Here is a 20,236-nt window from a genome sequence, read left to right as displayed (position 1 = left end):
ATGACAGAAGTTCACTTTAAATAGCTCAAAAACAGAATGAGCTTCCCTTTGAAAGCCCATTCTATCCGCATTGTACAATAAATATTCAGCAATATGAGCTATTGAGACATTTATTTACTGATTAGTTAGCGATGACTAAACCATTTTGTACTGATTTTACCCCATTGACTTGCGATGCCACTTGGGTAATTTTATCAATTTGATCGGCTGATTTAACAAAGCCTGATAAGTAAACAACACCATTGACTGTTTTTACTGATACGCTGTTACTCGAAATACCTTTCGTACCCAGTAATTTTCCTTTTACATCCGCCGTAATCGCGGAGTCATCAATGTAGTCACCGGTGTTTTTAGCGCCACTCGAAATGGCATTCCCAGTATCTTTACCTGCCATTTCAACGGTCTTAGATGCACTGTCCCAGGTTTCTGAGGCTTGTTTTTTCAAAGCGCTATCTGATGATGAGCTACAAGCCGCGAGCGCCCAGCTCAACCCAATAACTCCTAACAAACTCAATAGTTTTGCTTTTTTCATAAAAACCTTCCTTTCACTGCAATGGACAACGAATAATATAGCCTAAGTAAAAAAACATAAAAAATAAAGAGAAAGGTGATAAAGACAGAATATTCTTGATGATAAGCATAAAAAAACAGGGAAAGTTGCTTTAAATGAAGTTCGAAATAAGATGACCCACTAACTATGCTAGTCGTGGGTCATAAACACAATTAGTGTTCGCGTGTTTTGCGGAATTTAACGTCAGGGTAACGTTCACTAGTCAGGTTCAAATTCACCATAGTCGGTGCGATATAAGACAAGTTGTCGCCACCATCAAGGGCTAAGTTTTGCTCATTTTTGCGTTTAAACTCTTCGAATTTCTTCGCATCATCACACTCAACCCAACGCGCAGTAGAAACGTTAACGGCTTCATAAATAGCTTCAACGTTATATTCGCTTTTCAAACGCGAAACCACCACGTCAAACTGCAGCACACCTACCGCACCAACAATTAAATCATTGTTAGTTAACGGGCGGAACACCTGTACTGCGCCCTCTTCAGATAACTGAACGAGGCCTTTTAACAGTTGTTTTTGTTTTAGCGGATCACGTAAGCGAATACGGCGGAATAATTCAGGGGCAAAGTTAGGAATACCCGTAAATTTGAGCTCTTCACCTTGTGTGAAGGTATCACCGATTTGAATCGTACCATGGTTATGTAACCCAATGATGTCCCCTGCATAGGCGTTTTCGACCTGAGAGCGATCCCCCGCCATAAAGGTTAAAGCATCAGAAATGACCACATCTTTTTTGATGCGCACTTGGCGTAGTTTCATGCCTTTTTCATAAGTACCTGAAACTATACGCATAAACGCAACACGGTCACGGTGTTTCGGGTCCATATTTGCTTGGATTTTAAATACGAAACCGGTGAACTTTTCTTCTGTCGCATTAACTTGGCGTAAATCTGTTTGGCGCGGTTGTGGCTGAGGAGCCCATTCCACTAGGCCATCTAGCATATGGTCAACACCAAAGTTACCTAATGCTGTTCCGAAAAAGACAGGGGTTAATTCACCCTGCAAGAATGCGTCATGGTCAAATTCATGAGATGCCCCTTGAACCAATTCCAGCTCATCACGTAACTGTGCCGCTAATTCATCACCTACGGCAGTATCAAGATCTGGGTTATTCAGCCCTTTAATTATACGGACTTCTTGAATAGTGTGACCTTGGCCTGTTTGGTATAGGATTGTTTCATCGCGTAATAAATGATAAACACCCTTGAATAATTTACCACAACCAATAGGCCATGTGATTGGACAACAAGCAATTTTCAGCTCATTTTCCACTTCATCCATTAATTCCATTGGGTCACGAATATCACGATCCAACTTATTCATGAAAGTTAAGATTGGAGTGTCACGTAGACGAGTGACTTCCATCAGTTTACGTGTCCGGTCTTCAACCCCTTTACCCGAGTCAATGACCATCAAGCAGCAGTCAACTGCCGTTAATGTACGATAAGTATCTTCAGAGAAGTCTTCGTGACCAGGGGTATCCAATAAGTTAACAAGACAATCATTATAAGGAAACTGCATAACAGAGGTGGTAATCGAAATACCACGCTGCTTTTCCATTTCCATCCAGTCAGATTTAGCGTGTTGGTTAGAGCCACGGCCTTTTACCGTACCAGCACGTTGAATAGCGTGCCCAAACAATAACACTTTTTCGGTTATTGTGGTTTTACCCGCATCGGGGTGGGATATGATAGCAAACGTTCTGCGTGTGCTAACTTCATGGAGAAAGTTCTGATCTGTCATTTAACCGTTCTTTTCGTTTATATACAGATTTGTATAAGCATTCGAAGAGGCTCAATGTGGCTCTTGGCGTCGCAAATCCGTCTTGTTAATCAAAATTGGCGGATATTTTCGCAGATCTTGGGGGTATTAACAATCAAAGCATCGAGGAACAGGCAAAACAGTCCCTCGATGGCTCACTAAATTGACTCAATAAACACCGTCTTTATGCATCAACTAAGCACTAACCAAACGGGCTATTTCATCCCCTAACGCCTGCGTACTGGCATCACCGCCCATATCACGAGTCAAATGTTGGCGTTGTTTAATCGCTGTTTCTACTGCGGACATAATCGAATCATGCATTTCAGGGCATCCCAAATGCTGCATCATCATGGCGGCTGCCCAAATCGTACCAATCGGGTTAGCAATATTTTGCCCAGCAATATCAGGTGCTGACCCGTGAACCGGCTCAAACATCGATGGGAATTGTTTTTCTGGGTTAATATTGGCTGAGGGTGCAATCGCAATAGTTCCCGTACAAGCAGGCCCTAAATCAGACAAAATATCGCCAAATAGATTTGACCCTACAATCACATCGTAGAATTCTGGCATTCTCACTAAGTTTGCAGCAAAGATATCAATATGAAATTGGTCAACTTTGATATCTGGGTATTGCTTCGCCATTTCGGCTACACGACTATCCCAATAAGGCATTGAATGAAATAGCCCATTGGATTTCGTCGCTGAACTTAAATGTTTTTTCTCACGTGACTGCGCTAAATCGAAAGCATATTTTAAGATACGGTCGGTACCTTTACGGGTAAAAACGCTTTGTTGCAGTACCATTTCTTCATCCGTACCTTCGTACTGAATACCGCCAATCGCAGAATATTCCCCCTCAACGTTTTCACGCACGACATAAAAATCAATATCTCCCGGTTTTTTATCTGCTAATGGGCATTTAATGCCATCAAATAAACGAACAGGACGCAAATTAACATATTGGTTGAAAGCACGACGGATAGGTAATAACAGCCCCCATAACGAAATATGATCAGGAACACCAGGGAACCCTACCGCACCGAGAAAAATCGCATCAAATTTCTTTAATTGTTCTAAACCATCTTCAGGCATCATACGCCCTGTACGGTGATAGGTTTCACACGACCAATCAAAATGGGTAAAGTTAAGTTTTACATTGTGTTTATTGGCTGCCGCAGCTAATACTTTTAATCCTTCAGGGATCACTTCGGTACCAATACCATCACCAGGAATAACCGCTATGTTAAATTGTGACATTGTGAAAACCTCTGATAAATGAATTATGTCTGTTTGTTCTCCAGTTTAGGGGTTGCTGTGATAAAGTATAGATATGAAGTGTAATCCTTAGGTTTACAAACTATGAACAAGCTTCCTTCGTTAGAGGATATCCGCGTTTTTGTCACGGTTGCCCGTTTGATGAGTTTCTCTCAAGCCGCATCACAGCTGTTGGTATCCCCAGCTTATGTTTCTAAACGCATTAAGTTGCTAGAAGAAAATTTAGGACAAACTTTATTTTTTAGAACGGCTCGCTCAATTAAGCTGACTCACGAAGGGCAAATTATTTTACGTAGCAGTGAAGTGATGCTAGCTGAACTGGAACAGATGCAACAACAACTCAACGCCTGTCGCGAAGAGATCCGCGGCAATCTACGTATCAGTTGTAGCACAGGGTTTGGCAGTACTTATATTAACCCGTTTATACTCACATTACGGGGGAGTCATCCTTTATTAGGCATTGATCTCACTTTGACCGATAAGTCTGTCGATATTATTAGTGAAAACATTGACGTTGATATCTGTATTGGCGGTACGATAGCTGAGCAATTTATTGCTAGGCGAATTGCACGGAACCAACGTATTCTGTGCGCTTCTCCAACCTACTTAGCAACACACAGCTACCCAAAATACCCACAAGAATTGGAACAAAAGCACTTTTGTATTGCGATTAAAGAACGTAATCAAGCCCCCGCGGTATGGAAGCTTGAACACCAGCAAGAAAGTATGACGGTCACTCCCAATAGCAAATTAACCGTCAATAATGGTGAAGTCGCCAAGCAATGGTGTTTAAGTGGTGAAGGGATCCTATTGCGCTCCCAATGGAGTGTGCAGCCTGAGTTACAGTCAGGCCAATTAGTACGAGTGTTACCGCAATGGCATCAAACTGCAGATGTTTATGCTGTATATTCGAGAAGTCTCCGAACGAGTGCTAATCTTAGAGTCTTTATCGAAAATCTAGAGCAATACCTTGCTACTCACTTATCACATGGTTTTTAGTTAACTCCATAAGTTATAAGGTAAACATGAATTGATGACAGAAACAGAGACATTCAAAGAACGTTTGTTGAAATTGCTAAAACAGAAAAAAATGAGTCAATTAAAAGCCGCTGAAGCCCTTGGTGTTTCCCGAACGGCGGTTAACAAATGGACGAAAGGCGGCATGATTGATGAAGATAATCTTGAAAGGCTCGCCACGTTATTGGATGTCGACAAGATATGGTTGAAATACGGTGAGTATACCAATAACCAAGTCACTGTTAGCAATTCAGGCGTCATGCGCAACATCAACGAAGTCCATCTTCAAGAATCCGCAGATATCGTGACCTGGGAGTGGGACTTATTAACTGGGGAATTGAACTACTCGGACAACGTTGAAGCCGTTTATGGTATCAAAATCACCAGTAATGAAGATTTCTGGGCTTTAATGAGCCATGACTCCAAAGAAAAATTGGTTAATGGATATTCCAAAATTATTCGTGAAGGCGGTGCCCATGAAATGGATTTTAAAATTAACTGGGAAGGCGATTACCGTTGGATCACATCCCGAGCAACAGGAGTCAGAGGCCCTAATGGCAAAGTGACAAAGCTGGTTGGGATCAGTTTAGACAACACCGAACGTAAAAATACCGAACTACGCCTACGTAAAATCAAATGCTATTTTGATGTATTATTATCTCATTTCAATCACTTAGTCGTATTTACAGATAAAGCAGGCGAAATATTAGCCAGCAACTTACACAATCAATCGACTGAAATAGATTACCTTGAGCTACAACGTTTATTATATCAATTAGTGATCAACCATAAGTCATGGTTAGATGAAGTATTTCGTACAGGGCGTGGTCAAATCGTATTTCAAGACAAACAAATTACGGCTTATCAATACTTTAATGATGAAAAACAGCCTTTTTTAATGTTTGAATTAAAAGATATTTAAAACAGGTATTTTGCCCCACTTATGGCCTAAGCGGGGCAACTTTGATTATAAATCAAGGACTAATCGTTTAGATTTAGCTCGCGAAACGCACAACATCATCGTTTTCTGCTCAGCTTTTTCATCATCATCGAGGTAGTGGTCACGATGATCAGCTTCTCCCTCAAGTATTGCCGTTTCGCAAGTTCCACAAACCCCATTACGGCATAAACATTCCACGTTAATGCGCTTATCTGCTTCGATTACCTGCAAAATAGACTCATCTTTACCGACTTCTAAACTAAAGCCTGAGCGTTGGAAATAGACTTCAAATGAGTCCCCTTCGCTGGCAACTTCGCCAAAATTTTCAAAATGAACCTGTGATTCACCCAAGTGCTGATGACCCTTTTCAATCACCTCATTAATTAATGATTGAGGGCCACATACATACAGATGGCTATTACTTCCTTGTGCTTTAACTAACTGTTCGACAGACATTCGCTGCCCTTGGCTACCGTCATAAAGAAATAAACGCGAGCCAATACGCTGTTGTAAATGTTCAAGAAATGCCGCCGTTGTACTATCACGAAAACAGTAATGAAGTTCAAAATCCATTCCATTTTCTTCTAATTCATAGAGATAAGAGAGAAAAGGCGTGATCCCAATCCCACCGGCGATCAAAATATGCTTACATTGGTTATCCGGTGCTAACGAGAAAAAATTCTGTGCTGGGGACAAATACAAGCTATCCCCTGGCGATAGCTGCTCATGCATAAATGCAGAACCGCCTTTCGAGTTTTCATCACGCAAGACAGAAATACAATAACTGCCACACTGCTGCGGGTCGCTGATTAACGAATATGCACGTTGCAAACCAGCCTGCTCGCCCATATGAACGGTAATGTGACTGCCTGCGCTAAAAGGCATTAGCGCGCCCTCTTGTGCAACAAACTCGAACATTTTAATATTTGGGCTAATTTGCTCAATTCGACTGACATTGACTGCAATTTTTTGTTGGTTCATCACAGTGCCCCTCTCATCATTCAATATCTAAACACAGATACTTAGTACTTAAATAATCCTCAATACCATATCGAGAGCCTTCTTTTCCTAAACCTGATTGTTTCACTCCACCAAAGGGAGCAACTTCATTAGAAATTAAGCCTGTATTGATACCGACCATGCCACTTTGTAGTTTTTCAGCTACACGATATACACGACTCACATCACGAGAAAAGAAATAAGCCGCTAAGCCATAAATCGTATTATTGGCGCGAGTAATCACTTCATTTTCATCACTAAAACGAATCAATGTTGCAATGGGACCAAAAATTTCCTCATGAACAATCTTCATTGAGTCATCAACATCAACAAGGACTTTTGGATTAAAGAAATTGCCATACTCCGCTACTTCATTACCTAAGGTTAATTGGCGTGCACCTCTCGCTAATGCATCCTGCAACAACTCATTCATACCATCAATGGCACGTGTCGTTATCATAGGCCCAATATCAGTTCCTGCTTTAAGGCCATTACCGACTTGCAATTTAACGACTTCTGCAATGAACTTGGTCTGAAATTCATCGAAAATAGTATCTTGAATATAAAAACGGTTCACACAAACACAGGTTTGCCCACCATTGCGAAATTTGGCTTGAACCGCACTTTTTACCGCTTTATCGATATCAGCATCATCAAAAACAATAAAAGGCGCATTTCCTCCCAGTTCGAGTGATGTTTTCTTAATCGTCGATGCGCACTGCTCAGATAGAACTCGGCCAACTTGCGTTGAACCGGTGAACGAAAATTTACTGATAAGCTCATGTTTAGTTAGACGTTCGCCTAGAATGCGAGAGTCCCCAGTAATGACGTTAAATATTCCAGCAGGAATGCCCGCTTCATCTGCTAACTGTGCTAAGGCAAGCGCCGTAAAAGGCGTTTCTGTTGCAGGCTTAATGATGATACTACAACCTGCGGCCAGTGCTGGTGCTGCTTTACGGGTGATCATCGCTGCGGGGAAATTCCACGGAGTAATCGCACTACACACACCGATCGGTTGTTTAATCGTTGAAATGCGGTTACTTCCCACTGTTTGCGGGATGGTTTCCCCATAAACACGTTTCCCCTCTTCCGCAAACCATTCAATAAAGGAAGCTGCGTAGCGAACTTCACCTTTTGCCTCATTCAGTGGCTTACCTTGCTCGAGCGTCATTAAACGCCCAAGATCATCAACATGGGCTTCAATCAGCTCAAACCAGCGGCGTAGAATGATAGAACGCGCTTTAGCAGTCAGCTTACTCCAACCTTCCATTGCAGAATGGGCATATTCAATCGCCTCATCCACTTGTGTTGCAGACAGGCTGGGGATCGTTCCCAGCACAGATTGGTCAAAAGGATTAGTCACAGGGATTTTTTTATCTGAATCAACCCATTGCCCATTGATGTAACATGACTGACGAAATAGTGCAGGGTGAGTTAAATGATGCATTTGTGACTTCTCCTTTTATTTTTATAATAAATAACGTGATTACTCAGTGTGCGCACCAGCGACGATTTTATGGAAATGGGCAACGCCGTGCTCGCTGATCCCGCTACGTTGCCTATCTGCCATAATGCGGCCTTGGCCACGATAACCCCGTGAGCGTAATCCTTTTTGTACGCTTTCTACCAAGCGCAGATCTTCTGGGCGGAATACGGTGCGATACCATTCCACTAAGTTTTTCTGATATTCAGTCAGTTCTTCATTGAGGAAATAAATATCATAGTGCTGCAAGGTTTCCCCTGCGTTCACTGGAAACTCATAAATTACCGTCATGAAATCCCCGCCTGGAGGCATATTGAACATGGTGCTTGGCCAAATCCAAAAACCAAAGAAACGTGGGTCTAAAACAGATTCATCAAACTGATAGGAGGATTCAGAGGGTTTTGCCTTGCCAATTTGAACAGTCCAATTATCCAATAATTGGTGTTCGTATACGTTGACATCCACGGAACTGGCGAAACTCACATGATTGGTTGGGCAGTGATAACATTCAATATAGTTATCAACGATAGTTTTCCAATTAGCAGGAGTATGGCTAACAAAACGCGCTGCCAATTTTAAATCGCTAATGACTCCACAAGCTTCTTGCATTTTTTCGGCTAAGCCAGGAAGTTGCTCTTCAATAGGCTGAGGATCACCTACAGTCATATTTACATAGATAAACCCTGCATGTTCAATAACATGGAAGCTACTTAATGACATTGCATCGGCTTCAAAATTATTCACATTTTCACAATTAGTCGCATGTGCTAATTGGCCATCTAGCTTGAATGCCCACGCGTGGTAAGGGCAAGTAATCACATTTTTGACTTTGCCACTTTCACCGCTGATCAACTGGTGTCCACGGTGTGGACATACATTATAAAAACCACGTAATACATCATCACGACCACGAACAATCACAAGGCTTTCGCCAATGAGCTCACGAGTGATATAGGAATTTTTTTCTTTTACTTCACTAACATGAGCGACACAAACCCATGAATTAGCAAATATTTTTTCTTTTTCATACTCAAAAATATCATTAGACGTGTAATAACGCGCAGGGATTGTCCATGCGTTATCAATATCAAGGTGATCATTAATCGAAATGACTTTAGCTGCATTGCTCATAATTGCCCTCACTTATGTAAACTTATAGTTAACATCTTTTTTGAGAATGTTAATGCAGATCGCATTAATGATCAAATGAAATATTGATAATTTTTTAACCAAAAATATTTAAATCAACAATATCAAACAGTTAATACAATCATCCACAACTCACCTGTTAATGATTAGTTAATTTCTTGTTGACTGCACAATCTTTGCATGGCTATTCTTTGTAAACCAAAAGTAGCATCCAACAAAAAAGTATCCTTAAAACACAACGAGTATTCCCTGCAAGCCAACTCTCATAAAAGAAAAATAAGTGAGCAACTGGAGAAGAGGTATGATGAATCATAAAAAATCCGTATTTTACGTGTCGCTAGCTTTTAGCCTAGCGTTAATCAGTTTTGGTGCATTTATTCCTGATAAGCTGGAAGCTTTTTCAAATTCCGCCTTAAGTTTTATCTATAACAATCTAGGTTGGTTTATTCTAGGTTCCGTTTTTATCTTTTTCAGCTTCTGTATGTTTCTTGGTTTTTCCAAATTTGGTCACATACGCCTTGGCGATGATAATGACAAACCGGAATACCGTACAGTCACTTGGATTGCGATGTTATTCAGTGCCTCAATTGGTATAAGTTTGATGTTCTGGGGGGTAGCAGAGCCTGTTTCCTATTATATCAGCCCGCCGATTGGCCAAGGTTCAACCGAACAGTCTGCTAAAGCAGCCATGCAATATGTCTATCTGCATTGGGGTGTTTCTGCATGGGCCTGTTATGCGCTTGTCGGTGTAGCTTTAGGCTATTTCCAATTTAGAAAAAAACTACCATCTTCACTCAGCTCTGTTTTCTATCCATTGATTGGGGATCGGATCTACGGCTCTGTCGGGAAATGGATCAATATATTGGTGATGTTATCCGTCGTCATTGGTATCGCCACATCATTAGGCTTTGGTACACTACAAGTTAACAGTGGTATGAATTACTTATGGGGATTGCCCATTAGTATTTATGTACAAATTGGTTTGATTGCTATTATTACTGTTGTTTATATTGCTTCGACGATTTCCGGATTACAAGGGGCAATAAAACACCTATCAAACTTAAATATCATACTTGCTCTCGGATTAATGGCATTTATCTTTCTATCTGGCCCAACCCAAACTATCTTAAAAGTTTTATTCCAAGGTATTGGAGACTACGTCCAAAATTTTGTCAGTATGTCGTTTCGCACAGAACCCTATAATGACGGTACTTGGATTGCTAACTGGACACTGTTTTACTTTGGTTGGTGGATAGCATGGGCACCGTTAGTGGGCAGCTTTGTGGCTCGTATTTCGAAAGGAAGAACAATCAAAGAATTTATGATTGGCGCAGTATTTATTCCTGTATTAAGTGCTTTTGCATGGTTTGCAGTTATGGGCGGTTCTGCCATCCATTTAATTCAAAACTTAGGGCAAACCGCACTAGCAGATGCTGTAAAAACCGATGTCACATCTGCACTGTTTAAGTTCTTAGATTATTTCCCTGCATCGACATTTATTAGTGTCTTAGCTATTGCCTTGGTACTGATTTTCTTTATCACATCAGCTAACTCGGCGGTATTTGTACTGGGAATGGTCAGTGAAAATGGGAACCCAAATCCGTCTCATGTCACTAAAACCATTTGGGGTGTCATTATTGCAGCAATCGCGATCGTACTAATTATGACCGGCGGATTATCCGGTTTGCAATCTGCACTGGTCGCCATGGCTGTACCGTTATCCATCATGATGCTAATTATGTGTTATTCCACCTATAAAGGCCTCAATGAAGAAGTTAACGCACAAGCTGCGGCAAAAAAAGAGTTAAAAGATAATATCCAACTAATTAATAAACCTATTCTTCCTGAAATTGAAAAATAGTCGTCCATAAAAGCACAAAACCCCAATATGTTATGACACATATTGGGGTTTTAATTATATTAATAATAAATTATTCGTTACTTAAATTTATTCATCAGAAAATAGAGTCAAAGCAAGTACTAAAGCATCTTCTCGGCCTTTTTTAGCAGGGTAGTAATCTTTACGTACCGTCACTTGGTGAAAACCTAGCTTATCGTATAGATGCAAAGCAGATGCATTTGATTCCCTCACTTCTAGCCATAACGTGAGAATGCCTTTCTTTACAAGTTCTTCGATGAGCTGTTCTAGCAACAAACGGCCATAGCCTTTCCCTTGGTAATCAGGGTGTATGGCAATATTAAACAAAGTCGCTTCATCAAGAACACACTGTGTTATTGCATAACCAATAATCTGATTATTAACGGATATTTTTATGTTATGGTACTTTTCCCCTTGGTTCCCATAAAAAACTCGCTCAGTCCATGGAAAATCATGGCTTAACTTCTCAATTAAGTAGGCGGTTGCGAGATCAGATTGCTTTAGTGTTGAAATTTTCATCATATTGATAAATTTGTTTCCATAGTGCCCGTTTAGCGCTATAGCTTGTACTTAGCTCAGACAAAACAGGTGAAGTAAACATGACTTTTGAACCTTCAGGCTGGATTTCATCACCTAATACCCAACATGGTGTTATTATTGGTGTTGGGATTAAACCTAATTGCTCTGAATTGACACAAACCACATCGTCCTGTGCAATATTCATGGAAAGAAAAATATCTTTTAGCAATTGGCTATTTAAATCAAGGTTCTCATCAGTAATAATAATAAGCTTAGTCGACGCTGGGATCCTTACACCACGCTCACCACGTAACACGGCAGGATTTCTCACCATCCATTGAGTGATCCCCATTTGTTCTAAAAGCCTGTCACGTCGTGTCATTTGATTTTCCAGTCGCAATTTTACAACCACATCTTATCAAAGGGGATTAATAGCGCCAACAGAGCAATGCTATTTCTCTTATCTTTGGTAAGATGGTCATCGGTTTTTTTATTATTTTAGGAGATTGACAGAATATGTCATTACTGACACCTGCCAGCGAAGTTATTCAGCGCCATCTCGAACATTTTACAGATCGTCATGTCATTTTGGCTGGTGACATTCAGGATGAACTCGCTGCAACCTTAGAAGCAGCTAGTGTTCGTGTCATCACCAACCAGTATCATCACTGGCAACGCTTACAACCGTTAATGGGCGATATGGCGTTATTCGCTGCCACAACACCCGCGGAATTTATCCAGCCTTGCGATACTCTCATTTATTTTTGGCAAAAAAACAAGCAAGAAGCCTGTTTCCAACTCGATGACCTCTGTACTCACCTCGCTGCGGGTAGCCAAATTTTTATCGTTGGCGAAAACCGTAGTGGTGTTAAAAGCGCCGAATCCATTATGGAAGGGATCGCTAGCTTACAAAAAATTGACTCAGCACGCCGCTGTGGCTTGTACTATGGTGAATTAGAACAACCGACAACCTTTGATATTGCTCGCTGGTGGCGTCATTATCAGATTGATAATGTTAGAATTAACGCACTACCAGGGGTATTTAGCCATAATGAGCTTGATATCGGTAGTGATCTATTGTTATCAACGCTAACTGATCCAATGAGCGGCGATCTGCTTGATCTAGCTTGTGGTAATGGGGTGATCGCCGCAGTTCTCGGTTCGCAAAACCCAGAGCTAAAACTCACCTTAAGTGATGTGAGTGCGTCTGCGCTCGATTCCGCTGCATCCACTCTTGAGGCAAACAAACTGGCCGGCGAAATCATCGCAAGTGATGCTTACTCAGATATTAACGATAAATTTGATTGGATTATTTCTAACCCTCCATTCCATGATGGCCTAAACACCAGTTATCGTGCGGTTGAAAATATGATTTACCAAGCCCCTAAATACCTGAAAAAAGGTGGCCGTTTGCGGATCGTCGCGAATGCTTTCTTACCGTATCCTGATTTACTCGATAAAGCATTTGGAAGCCATGAAGTGCTTGCCAAAACGGGAAAATTCAAAGTTTACCAAGCGGTTAAGCGTTAGTTTATTCGCGAATGAATTAAACTAAAGCACAATTTTTCATACGACTTAATGGCGGGTGAACCCTCACCGGCCATTTTTTCATCAATCAAAAATACTACATAAAAAAATTATTGACGTTCGTCGAAATTAGCCTAAAATCCGCACCACATTATTGCTGGCTAGAAGCATTGATGAATCAAAGTTTAGTTAGGTATTGCGAGGGTGGCGGAATTGGTAGACGCGCTAGCTTCAGGTGTTAGTGTCCTATGGACGTGGGGGTTCAAGTCCCCCTTTCGCACCACTAACTTTGGATAAATCACATTAATGTAGTATTGATGTGACAGTAGTATTGATGTGACAGTATTGCGAGGGTGGCGGAATTGGTAGACGCGCTAGCTTCAGGTGTTAGTGTCCTTCGGACGTGGGGGTTCAAGTCCCCCCTTTCGCACCACTGGTCAGTCATTTTTTTATAACGTCCTGCCCTTTTGACCTTCTCTGTAATGCTAACGCTGTCTTATTTGCCTTTTACTATAAGACAATAGTAAATCATTTGAATAAACCGTTATATTGAATACCATTCAATTATCAATATCTTTCGATACCACTTTCTTCTGTTCTATTTAATTATTAATTAGATTATAGAGCTACCGTTGTAGTACAAAGGCCATCATAAAACATGCAAGTGAAATCACAGCTGGGATAATCAATAAACGACGAGAACCGCGATTAAATAACATCCCTGCAGTTGCTACCATCATGATAATCATAATGATTTTTAGATTATCTAAGCCCATATTATTGAGTACATAAGCAATGCTCAACAATATCACAGCAAAGACTCCCCAAAGGCCAGCGCCTATACGCTTTAAACCTGTGGTTTTTGATATGCTAGTTGGCATAGTGACCTCAACACTCTTAAATGATAATGATTATCAATAATATCTAGTTTTTAGTAAATTTCAATGCTTTTTTTATTCCACTCCCTATAAATTAACACTTATTTTACAAAATAAAAACTTACGAAAATAGATAAATAAAATGAATATCTTCGGGCTCTAATGCAAATAATTCAGGATCAGGCTGTGCAATTAAGGTGCAGCCTAGGTGTTGATAAAAATGCACTGTATTTTCTGAAGGCGTCGCAGAAATATATAAGCCCTTTGCCCCTTTTTGCATCGCCATTTCAGCGCATTATTGGAATAACATCCCTGCTAAACCTTGGTCACGGTACGAGTGGCTCACATGCAGGAAAGATAATTGCAGTAAATTTTTTTGCTCACCGCGCCACACATTATCTAAACTTGCGGCAGCAATTAGCTTGCCCTGCTCAAAAACCCCAAGAAATATCGCCCCTTGGTCATAACTTTCCAACAAATGAGGGGTATAGGCTTCAGGTTCACCTTCTGGCCAACCTTTCATATCAAACCGTTGTTTGGATAGCACCAATTCGCCATTTTGATACAGATAAAGGTTTTCAATTAATTCAGTGCGGTCGATAGACCAAACAGATGGGATTTCATCTCGTTGTAGTTCGCGAACTTCTCTCATTATGCCATTCTCATTATTTGTGCCTATGAAGAAGCACATTTATTGTTATCAGATGATTCAATTTCTCAAGATAACGGATAAAAAAAGAAGTGCAAATATTTAGTAAGTTTATTGAGGAACGGTTGAAAAATAAGGAGAAAATATACTAGAAAATAAAAAAATCCCCCGCAACATCCTATTGCGGAGAATTTTCACTACAGGGTTGGTTTATTGCTTCAATCCCATTGCATCGCGCATGGTAAAGAACAAATCAGTTTGGTCAGTTAGACCCATTACATTTGCCGCATGTGGGCCATAAGCCGCCACACGTAACTGAGCACCGGTGTGCTCTTGAGAATCATCTTCTTCAGAGTTACCGTAATTTACCACCATCACAGAGCCGTCTTTAGTAATCAACGCTTGCGTTAAGCCCGTTGATTTTGTTCCTTCTGGAATAATTTGGCTCGAATGTGAATGGTCAGCAGTCACGATAACTAATGTATCACCATGTTTTTTAGCGAAATCTAAGCCGACTTGTACAGCTTGGTCGAGAGCAACAGTTTCACCAATTTGGCCACATGGGTTTGCTTTATGGTCTTGCTTATCGATAGAGGCACTTTCAACCTGCAAGAAGAAACCATTTGGATTGACTTCTAACAGCTCAATCGCTTTTTTCGTCATTTGAGCCAATGTTGGTGCATTAGGGTCTAACTTCGCATTCGGTTTACATTCCAATGGCGCATTGTTGATATTACCGTAGTGAACAGCTTTCGGGCCTTCCCATGCAACGGTCATGTTACCATCATGGAATAATCCCAGAACGGGTTTATCTTGATTTGCGACTTTGATGCTGTCTAATGATTTAGCATCACGCACGATATTGTACCCACGCTCAACAGCCTGTTGTTCCAGAGTTTTACCTTTGTAGTCACCCGCCTTTGCTTCTTGTTTGAAGCTCTTAGCGCCACCACCAAGCGTGACATCAGGACGAGTTACCAATAGTTGCTCTGAAATTGAACCACGACCGCCATTTTCTAGCGCGTTAGCCGCACATTTTTCTGTTGTTTCCTCAGGGCCATAACATTTACGCGCACTCACATGCGAAAATTGCGCAGCAGGCGTTGCATCTTGAATCTCGGAAGTTGTGACGTTACCCGTCGCTTTACCATTACGTTTAGCTATCTCAATTAATGTTTCATGGTCATTACCAAATACATCAATCCCTAATGCACCATTGTAGGTTTTCACACCGGAAGACCACGCGGTGGCAGACGCCGCAGAGTCAGTTACATAGTCGGGTTTTTGTGTTTTTTTATCTAACGCATAATGGGTATATTGGCCAGTGATTGGCAGGGCATCAATACCTTTAAAGAACCCTGAAGCGCCTTCTGCATAGTTACGAGCAACAGTAATCTCAGAGTCACCCATACCATCACCAATAAATAAAATCACATTTTTGGCTTGGCCATTGTGAAGTGCGGCTTTCATGATATCAGTTTGCTCTGTCGCTAAACGACGCGCACCACCAAATTTGGTAATATCACCTTGAGCCGCACGGTTTTCTGACACCGCATCATTTTTATCAGCCGCGTAGGCAGGGACTGTACTCCCTAAAATTAAAGCACTTACCGTGAAAGCTAAAAGGGATTTCATAAAATTACCAGTCATAACTGTTTCCTTGCCAATCAATAATGAAAAGAGAAGATGTATATTTCAAATAATGAAAGGCATGCTAAAGGAGCTAGATGACAGTTGAATGACGCTTTTATGGCGAAATGAAGACGTTAGTCATAAATGTGAAAAAGCAGCTAAATATAAGCTGCTTTTTGTGAATGAGCATTAGGGCTATTTACCATTGTGACGCAAGTTGGTTTGTTCCCTCATAAAGCGTTTCACACCAAGAAACGTAGTCGTGCCCGCTAGGGAGTTCAATGGCATCAACTTGATAACCTTTATGTTTTAGAACATCGAATAACCGGTAGTGGTTTTGAATAATTCCCCCCCAACTACCACGTTGTTCAAAAAGGCCAGCCTCAAGGAAAAAACGGATCGGTTGTGTTGGCATCATTTCGATTTCACGAATCAACCATTCAGGGTCTTTATCCTTCGGAGCCCACCAATAAGATCCTGACATGCTAATGACATTACCGAAAACTTCAGGATGCTGTAACGCATTCCATGTCGCCCCAAGCCCTCCATAACTGGAACCCGCAATAATCGTATGGCTTGCAGGTGCTTGAATTCCCATTTCCGCGAGTTGGGGCATAAGTTCATCCGCCAGCAACTTAGGAAAGGCATCATTAGGAGGAAGCTCATCACCACGACGCGCTGAATTGATGCTATCCACAAACACAATATTCATAGCAGGAAAATTCCCCTGATTTATCCACTTATCAAAGAATTTCTCCATCTGATAGTCTTTCAGGTAAATTTGCCCATCTAATAACACCAATAGCGCCGGAGCTTTCATTGGTATATTAGGCTGATAAACCGTTATTTTTCTTTCGTTTTTTAATACCTGGCTCGTCAACGTAAATGTCTCTAAACGGCCTTTAATCTGCCTGTTTTCTACATCAGGGAAGTGACATTGGCGTATGTTCGGTACCAATGATAACAACGAAAAACGGTTATATTTATCGACGCGTTGCGAAGGAATAACATGAGAATTATAAGGATCAGACTGCGCTGTGACTAAAATCGCTTTACGTTGAGCAAAGCCGCCCTCAGGCACAGAAGGTATATCCGGTGCAATTTTATATTGTGATAACGTATCATTAGGAATGATAAAAGAACGATACCAAATATCCGTTCCCGCCAAGTGGGCCATTCTTTCGTGATTACCTGACGGCGCCCCTAGAATATAGGCATTTGCTTTCGCGCCACGCCAAAGAAATGTCACGCGTTTTTGTCGATTTGAAAACGCCTCAACTAGTGGTGTTCCTTGGGCGGTGACAGCTTGCCAAAATGCGCTTGTATCACCATTTTGATAATGTTCATCAAGCAAACTTTGTAGCATCGGGCTAATAGGTTCATTATCTTTTTTAATGGCTAAAGGCTGATACTGGCTGATGTCAAACTTTAATTGCCAAGGTTTACCCGGCTCACCATTCAACGCTAGATAATAAACCCCATTTTCTGATACTACATAATCTGCGCTATGGGGCTCTTGTACTGAACCATACTCTTGCAATGCACGCACTGGCTGCTTATTGGAATCCAATAACAGGACCTTGGAAAGACCTTCACCACGTTGTTTTATAAAATCTTGCTGTGATACTTCAAAAGATAAGCAACTATGACCTTCGCTATCATGCACCCCTTCAGCAAAGGAAAACTCAGATAAACGTATGCAGTCAGAATGCGTTGCCATTGCAGCAGATGACAACAACATACAACCTAAAAGAGGCAAAGATTTCACATCAAATTCCAGCAAGTCAATTGATAATAATTATTACTATCAAAAAACTCTTTTAAACTCAATGGCTCACAGCACGTTTTTCCATCAGTTGGTTAATTAACTGCAGCGCACTCAATAAATAATAACGTTGTTTTTGTATTAATCTCAAATAACGACGAGTCGCTGGGATGCGGCTCACCATTTCTGATGCCGTATAAGGCTCTATTTCACAACGCCAACGGCCACTGCTAAACTCTATCTTGCAATGATTAAATTCCAGCTCTTCTAATGTTTGCCGAATAACGGGATATTCATTCAACCACTCGATAACTTTATGACCATCCATTTGTTTCGATACGAAATGGATATGTTTTTTCTTTATACTCCCACGGGTTTTTACTTCAATTGTTGCATTGATATCATTAGTACACTGGCCAGATACCGCAAAGCGGCTATATACGATAAAAGCGAGAAACAATTTTCTTGGTCGCTCAGTTACCTCAATGGTTAGCTCAGGCTGAGGCTGTACAAGGAGCACTCCGGGTGCTCCCCACTCACATGGATAAGGCGCCATGTCCTTTTCAACACGGTTAAGTGTCAATCCTGTTTGATATCCGGCAGGCAAACGTTGCTGAGTGAGCTTACCGATTCTTTCCCACAAAGATGGTTTAGGCGAGGTTACGTAATGGCTCAAGTTGGCCTCCTTCCATTTCTTCATCAGCAAAGGAATTCGATAAAACGGATTCAACATCTACAGGTTTAAATGGGTTAACTTTCTGTACGAAAACAGTCCAAATTAATGCATATCCTGCTGTTAAACCTAACATAATGGCAAAGGGAATATAGACATCCGACTTATTCATGCCAGGAGGAGTGATATACACAATAGCTAAAATAATTCCGACACTCGAAATAATTTGCGGTATAGGGAAAAAAGGCGAACGATAGGCACGATGTAAGTCAGGTCGACGAATGCGCAATAACACCACTGAAATCGTTACCAACAAGTAAGCCGTCCCCCAAGAACACACTGCCGCCAGTACCAATGGAATGATACGGTCAAGGTCACCTTGAATAGCAAAAGCGTGCAAACATGGGATCATCACAGCGACTAAAATACCGAATACCGGGGTTTTGAAACGCGGGTGTAAATAAGCAAAAATGCGTGGTAATGCCCCATCAAGCGCCATTCCATAAAGAATACGCGGAACCGCTGCCATTAACGTATTAATGGTTGCTCCACCAGCCAATAATAATGCGACACCTATCCAATACTTCCCAAACTCACCCATGACAATTTCGGCGAATGCAGGGATTGCCATCGGTGTTTCAAGTAAGCGTGTGCCTGTTTGTGGGTCAACGACCACATTTTCCACTTGGTTCGCTAGAGCTGCACCGAATAACACCATACAGAGTGCGACGCAGAATAAACCCGTGGTCATCGCGCGAGGGATCACCTTGGCAGAATTTTTAATTTCAGGCGCCATTGGAGTAACAAGTTCACAACCAACAAACATGAACATTGCCATCCCCACAAAACTAAGGATGAGAGTTGGATCCGTATTGAGTGGCTGACCAAACCAACCGTCCATATCGACATGAAACGGCAACATCAAACCGCTCACACTAAAAATCACTAACGTAGACCACATGGCAAATGTCAGTACAACCTCGACCTTACCAAAGGCCTCAATACCAAATGCATTTAAAATCCCAAACGTGACCACTAATCCCACGCCGACCATCCAAGATGAATTACTGGTCTCTAGGACAGTATTAAGATGCTCAAAGTTAACGAGCGCCATAATTCCTGAAAGGATCGTTTCGGCAGTTCCTGCAAACACATGCACAATCAAATAAGCCGAAAGTGCGCCAGTTATCGCCCAAAAACGCCCCATTCCGCACGATATATAGTCATATACCGACCCTGAAGTTGGTAGAATAGCCGCAGCCTCCGAAAATGTGGTTAGCTGAGCTTGCATCATAATGAAGCTGAATAACACCGCTAGGGCGAATGTATCACCACCAATACCGAATCCACTCGTAACGGTTAAAATAACGGGGCTAGCCATAATCAAGCCGGCAGAACTCGCCAATGTGGTCGGAAAGCCAACTTTCCCTTTTTCTAAATGTGTCGACAATTTTGAGGATAAATTCATTTTACATCCCTCTCACTCTCTACTCAGCCATAAATGTGAATTTTTTGTA

19 protein-coding genes and 2 tRNA genes are annotated in these 20,236 nt (G+C 41.4%); 6 read left to right on the top strand and 15 right to left on the bottom strand.

Annotated elements, in window-relative coordinates:
- Nucleotides 1–121 precede the first annotated feature (121 nt).
- The 3 genes from P3L40_RS03125 to P3L40_RS03115 all read right to left on the bottom strand — a co-directional run bounded on the left by P3L40_RS03125 (nt 122) and on the right by P3L40_RS03115 (nt 3,591).
- The gene (locus tag P3L40_RS03125) at nt 122–532 is read right to left on the bottom strand and encodes a BON domain-containing protein (RefSeq protein WP_004905738.1); all 411 of its coding nucleotides are present in this window, start codon (nt 530–532) and stop codon (nt 122–124) included.
- A 191-nt stretch (nt 533–723) separates the two neighbouring features.
- Entirely contained in the window at nt 724–2,313 is a 1,590-nt protein-coding gene (prfC, locus tag P3L40_RS03120) for a peptide chain release factor 3 (protein WP_004905741.1), read from the bottom strand.
- 213 nt (nt 2,314–2,526) lie between these two features.
- Complete coding sequence (locus P3L40_RS03115) at nt 2,527–3,591, bottom strand: tartrate dehydrogenase (protein ID WP_094962724.1); 1,065 nt, start codon at nt 3,589–3,591, stop codon at nt 2,527–2,529.
- 102 nt (nt 3,592–3,693) lie between these two features.
- Between P3L40_RS03115 and P3L40_RS03110 the strand changes: the two genes are divergently transcribed.
- Both P3L40_RS03110 and P3L40_RS03105 read left to right on the top strand, forming a co-directional pair.
- Nucleotides 3,694–4,608: a LysR substrate-binding domain-containing protein gene (locus P3L40_RS03110; protein WP_210853536.1), complete on the top strand. Its 915-nt coding sequence runs from the start codon at nt 3,694–3,696 to the stop codon at nt 4,606–4,608.
- 34 nt (nt 4,609–4,642) lie between these two features.
- A complete protein-coding gene (locus P3L40_RS03105; RefSeq protein ID WP_196732383.1) occupies nt 4,643–5,548 on the top strand; it encodes a helix-turn-helix domain-containing protein in 906 nt (301 codons plus the stop codon).
- A gap of 45 nt (nt 5,549–5,593) precedes the next feature.
- Here P3L40_RS03105 and P3L40_RS03100 read toward each other — a convergent pair whose 3' ends face one another.
- Genes P3L40_RS03100 through P3L40_RS03090 form a run of 3 tightly spaced genes read right to left on the bottom strand, consistent with a single transcriptional unit; the run spans nt 5,594 to nt 9,179 of the window.
- A complete protein-coding gene (locus P3L40_RS03100) occupies nt 5,594–6,547 on the bottom strand; it encodes a PDR/VanB family oxidoreductase (protein ID WP_036958568.1) in 954 nt (317 codons plus the stop codon).
- Between the two features lie 16 nt (nt 6,548–6,563).
- Nucleotides 6,564–8,012, bottom strand: coding sequence for an NAD-dependent succinate-semialdehyde dehydrogenase (locus tag P3L40_RS03095; protein ID WP_136134492.1), 1,449 nt, complete (start codon nt 8,010–8,012; stop codon nt 6,564–6,566).
- Nucleotides 8,013–8,051: 39 nt separating this feature from the next.
- Nucleotides 8,052–9,179: an aromatic ring-hydroxylating oxygenase subunit alpha gene (locus P3L40_RS03090; protein WP_196732386.1), complete on the bottom strand. Its 1,128-nt coding sequence runs from the start codon at nt 9,177–9,179 to the stop codon at nt 8,052–8,054.
- 319 nt (nt 9,180–9,498) lie between these two features.
- Here P3L40_RS03090 and P3L40_RS03085 point away from each other — a divergent pair, with 319 nt between their 5' ends.
- Nucleotides 9,499–11,058: a BCCT family transporter gene (locus tag P3L40_RS03085; protein WP_197739766.1), complete on the top strand. Its 1,560-nt coding sequence runs from the start codon at nt 9,499–9,501 to the stop codon at nt 11,056–11,058.
- An 87-nt stretch (nt 11,059–11,145) separates the two neighbouring features.
- Here P3L40_RS03085 and rimI read toward each other — a convergent pair whose 3' ends face one another.
- A complete protein-coding gene (gene rimI, locus P3L40_RS03080; protein WP_112307780.1) occupies nt 11,146–11,598 on the bottom strand; it encodes a ribosomal protein S18-alanine N-acetyltransferase in 453 nt (150 codons plus the stop codon).
- Entirely contained in the window at nt 11,567–11,977 is a 411-nt protein-coding gene (locus tag P3L40_RS03075) for a DNA polymerase III subunit psi (protein ID WP_036958569.1), read from the bottom strand. Before P3L40_RS03075 ends, rimI begins: the two co-directional genes overlap by 32 nt.
- Nucleotides 11,978–12,111: 134 nt before the next feature.
- Between P3L40_RS03075 and rsmC the strand changes: the two genes are divergently transcribed.
- From rsmC to P3L40_RS03060, 3 genes are all read left to right on the top strand, one after another.
- Entirely contained in the window at nt 12,112–13,125 is a 1,014-nt protein-coding gene (rsmC, locus tag P3L40_RS03070; RefSeq protein WP_196732389.1) for a 16S rRNA (guanine(1207)-N(2))-methyltransferase RsmC, read from the top strand.
- Nucleotides 13,126–13,320: 195 nt separating this feature from the next.
- Nucleotides 13,321–13,405: transfer RNA gene (locus P3L40_RS03065), tRNA-Leu, on the top strand.
- Nucleotides 13,406–13,469: 64 nt separating this feature from the next.
- A tRNA-Leu gene (locus P3L40_RS03060) sits at nt 13,470–13,555 on the top strand.
- Between the two features lie 193 nt (nt 13,556–13,748).
- Here the strand turns inward: P3L40_RS03060 and P3L40_RS03055 are convergent.
- From P3L40_RS03055 to P3L40_RS03025, 7 genes are all read right to left on the bottom strand, one after another.
- Nucleotides 13,749–14,003, bottom strand: coding sequence for a DUF1435 family protein (locus P3L40_RS03055; protein WP_004905763.1), 255 nt, complete (start codon nt 14,001–14,003; stop codon nt 13,749–13,751).
- Between the two features lie 118 nt (nt 14,004–14,121).
- Nucleotides 14,122–14,286 carry a hypothetical protein gene (locus tag P3L40_RS03050; RefSeq protein ID WP_247605846.1) on the bottom strand — a complete coding sequence of 55 codons (165 nt, stop codon included), beginning with the start codon at nt 14,284–14,286 and terminating at the stop codon, nt 14,122–14,124.
- Nucleotides 14,287–14,295: 9 nt separating this feature from the next.
- Nucleotides 14,296–14,652, bottom strand: a complete 357-nt coding sequence (locus tag P3L40_RS03045) for a GNAT family N-acetyltransferase (protein WP_247605847.1) — start codon at nt 14,650–14,652, stop codon at nt 14,296–14,298.
- A 207-nt stretch (nt 14,653–14,859) separates the two neighbouring features.
- A complete protein-coding gene (gene phoA / locus P3L40_RS03040; RefSeq protein WP_272515460.1) occupies nt 14,860–16,299 on the bottom strand; it encodes an alkaline phosphatase in 1,440 nt (479 codons plus the stop codon).
- A 181-nt stretch (nt 16,300–16,480) separates the two neighbouring features.
- A complete protein-coding gene (locus P3L40_RS03035; RefSeq protein ID WP_272515461.1) occupies nt 16,481–18,049 on the bottom strand; it encodes an alpha/beta hydrolase-fold protein in 1,569 nt (522 codons plus the stop codon).
- Between the two features lie 58 nt (nt 18,050–18,107).
- The gene (locus P3L40_RS03030; protein ID WP_228677488.1) at nt 18,108–18,722 is read right to left on the bottom strand and encodes a DUF3156 family protein; all 615 of its coding nucleotides are present in this window, start codon (nt 18,720–18,722) and stop codon (nt 18,108–18,110) included.
- Entirely contained in the window at nt 18,697–20,187 is a 1,491-nt protein-coding gene (locus tag P3L40_RS03025; protein WP_094962716.1) for an APC family permease, read from the bottom strand. Before P3L40_RS03025 ends, P3L40_RS03030 begins: the two co-directional genes overlap by 26 nt.
- Nucleotides 20,188–20,236: the final 49 nt, after the last annotated feature.

It is taken from the genome of Providencia sp. PROV040 (assembly GCF_032706145.1).
GTDB classification, from domain to species: domain Bacteria; phylum Pseudomonadota; class Gammaproteobacteria; order Enterobacterales; family Enterobacteriaceae; genus Providencia; species Providencia hangzhouensis.
The sequence above is the reverse complement of the archived record's forward strand: the minus strand, read 5'-3'. Positions and strand labels throughout refer to the sequence as shown.